General features: G+C 62.8%; 3 protein-coding genes. All 3 read right to left on the bottom strand.

The genetic code is table 11. The features are described from left to right. The coding region (locus tag JWR14_RS36200; protein WP_299719161.1) for a (d)CMP kinase at nucleotides 1-236 on the bottom strand (236 nt) is incomplete at its 3' end. A gap of 73 nt (nucleotides 237-309) precedes the next feature. Then, nucleotides 310-1,614 carry a 3-phosphoshikimate 1-carboxyvinyltransferase gene (aroA, locus tag JWR14_RS36195; RefSeq protein ID WP_299719159.1) on the bottom strand — a complete coding sequence of 435 codons (1,305 nt, stop codon included), beginning with the start codon at nucleotides 1,612-1,614 and terminating at the stop codon, nucleotides 310-312. 52 nt (nucleotides 1,615-1,666) lie between these two features. Continuing rightward, a complete protein-coding gene (locus tag JWR14_RS36190) occupies nucleotides 1,667-2,590 on the bottom strand; it encodes a prephenate dehydrogenase/arogenate dehydrogenase family protein (RefSeq protein ID WP_299719163.1) in 924 nt (307 codons plus the stop codon). Between the last annotated feature and the right edge of the window lie 35 nt (nucleotides 2,591-2,625).

The raw sequence follows: 2,625 nt of genomic DNA, 5'->3' as shown, positions 1-2,625 counted from the left end.
CCTTCGCGAAACGTGATGTGAAGCTGGGCGACCAGCGCGGCGAGTGCATCGCCGTCGTCAGGATCAATGTTGTAGCGCGCGCTCGCCAGCGCCGTCAGCCGATACAGCGCGCCGCTGTCGAGTAAATGGAAACCGAGCGTGGCCGCGACCAGCGCGGCGACCGTGCCTTTGCCCGAAGCCGTCGGGCCGTCGATGGTGATAACCGGAGTTTGATGAAACGGACGAGTGGGTTTCATCGAAGACGTCCGGATCGGCCGGTAACAGCGCGTGAGGTCAATGTATTCATGTTAGTTACGCTAGGCACGCCCATCACGCCTTCGCGAGCTTGGCAAATTGCTCGAAATAATCCGGGAAGGTCTTGCCCACGCACTTCGGGTCGTTGATCCGAACCGGCACGCCACCCAGACTCACGAGCGAAAAACACATCGCCATCCGATGGTCGTCGTAGGTGTCGATGGCGGCATTCGGCGTCAATTGCGCCGGCGGCGTCACCACGAGGTAATCCGCGCCCTCCTCGACCGTTGCGCCAACCTTGCGCAACTCGGTGGCCATTGCGGCAATCCGGTCCGTCTCCTTCACGCGCCAGCTCGCAATATTGCGCAGCGTGCTCGTGCCGGTGGCGAACAGCGCAGCCACGGCAATGGTCATGGCGGCGTCGGGGATCAGGTTGAAATCCATGTCGATAGCCATCAGCTTGCCGTCGTCCGATTCCACGCCGCGCACTTCGATCCAATCATCGCCCAGCATGACGTTCGCGCCCATGCGGATCAGCGCATCGGCGAAATTCACGTCTCCTTGAATGCTCGCGCGGCCCACGCCTTCCACGCGCAGCGGACCGCCGCCCAGCGCACCGGCCGCGAGGAAATATGATGCCGACGACGCGTCGCCTTCCACCGCAATCGTGCCCGGCGACGCGTAGCGCGCGCCGGCCGGCAGCGTAAAACGCTTCCAGCCGTCACGTTCAACGGTCATCCCGAAACGCTCCATCAGCTTGATCGTGATGTCGATATACGGCTTCGAAATCAGCTCACCGTCCACTTCCACAACAATCGGGCCACGCGTGTTCTGCGTCATCGGCAAGCTCATCAGCAACGCGGTCAGGAACTGGCTGGAGACATCGCCACGCACGCGGATCGGCTGGTCGACGGCGATTTCCGCCGGGTGAATTTGCAGCGGCGGGAAACCGTCGTTCGCTTCGTAATCGATCTTCGCGCCAATCTGGCGCAAGCCATCGACGAGATCGCCGATAGGCCGTTCGTGCATGCGCGGCACGCCATGCACGCGATATTCACCACCGTTTAACGCGAGCGCGGCAGTGAGCGGACGCACTGCAGTTCCAGCGTTGCCAAGAAAAAGCTCCGCGGATTTCACCGGAAAGCGGCCGCCGGTGCCTTTCACGACACAGCGCTCGCCATCGTTTTGCACCTGGACGCCCAATGTGTTGAGCGCCGCCAGCATCACGCGGGTGTCGTCGGAATCGAGCAGGTTCGTGATCACCGTTTCGCCCTCAGCCAGCGCGGCGAGCAGCAAGACGCGGTTAGAAATGCTCTTCGATCCGGGCAGCCGAACCGTGCCGGACGCACGCGCAAAAGGTCCGAGATCGAGGTGTTCCATGATTGAGTCCAGTTATCTAATTTGCGGATTATTGTGCAGCTTACTGTGCGGATTATTGGGCCGATTCATCGGCGGCTTTGATCGCGCCGCCTTGTTGCCAATCGGTCCGTGCCGCGCGTGAACGCTCGAAGGCGGTTTCGAGCGCGGCGCCGTCGGAGCTAGCGATAGCCTCGCGAAAACGCGCCAACACGTTGGTATAAGCATCGATTTCGGTCAGCAGCGCCGCCCGGTTCGCGATGCACACGTCGCGCCACATTTCCGGACTCGACGCCGCGATCCGCGTGAAATCGCGGAACCCGCCGGCGGCGAACGAAAACTTCAGCGCGGCATCGGGCGCTTGCAGAATCATCTCGACCAGCGCGAACGACAACACGTGCGGCAAATGGCTCACCGACGCAAACACGCCGTCGTGCTGCTCAGCCGTCATCCGATGCACGCTGGCGCCGGTCGCAAGCCACATGTCGGCGACGCGCTCTACGACCGCCGACGCATTCTCCGGCAACGGGCACAGCACGACATTCCGATCCACATAGAGATCGGGTATGGCGGCGTCAGGTCCACTTGATTCCCGGCCGGCTATCGGATGCCCCGGCACGAATTGCGCGACGCGATCGCCCAGCGCTGCACGCGCCGCCGCGACAACGTCATTTTTCGTGCTACCGGCATCGGTGACGATGGTGCGTGCGTCCAGGAACGGTGCAATCCGCCGCAGCAGCGGCTCGGTTTGCGCGACCGGCGCGGCGATAAACACGAAGTCGGCGCCACGCAGCGCGAGTTCGAGCGCGCGGTCATCGTCGAGAAAAACGGCCGAATCGATCACGCCGAGTTCCAGCGCACGCTCGACGGACTTCAACGAGCGCCCGACGCCGACGAGTTCGCCCGCCGCGCCAGCCCGTTCGCGCAACGCGCGCGCGAGTGATCCGCCGATCAGGCCGACGCCGAAAATCACGATTTTATTGAATGAGAACGCGGCCACGAGACATCGATAAAAACGCGCCTTTCGGCGCGAGG

The sequence above is a fragment of the Caballeronia sp. genome (genome assembly GCF_028292365.1).
In the GTDB taxonomy this organism is placed as follows: Bacteria; Pseudomonadota; Gammaproteobacteria; order Burkholderiales; family Burkholderiaceae; genus Caballeronia.
This window is presented reverse-complemented; position numbering and strand designations above follow the sequence as displayed.

What these genes read in the sequence shown, in the direction of transcription:
- aroA (WP_299719159.1), bottom strand. Translation starts at nt 1,614, where the DNA reads ATGGAACACCTCGATCTCGGACCTTTTGCGCGTGCGTCCGGCACGGTT.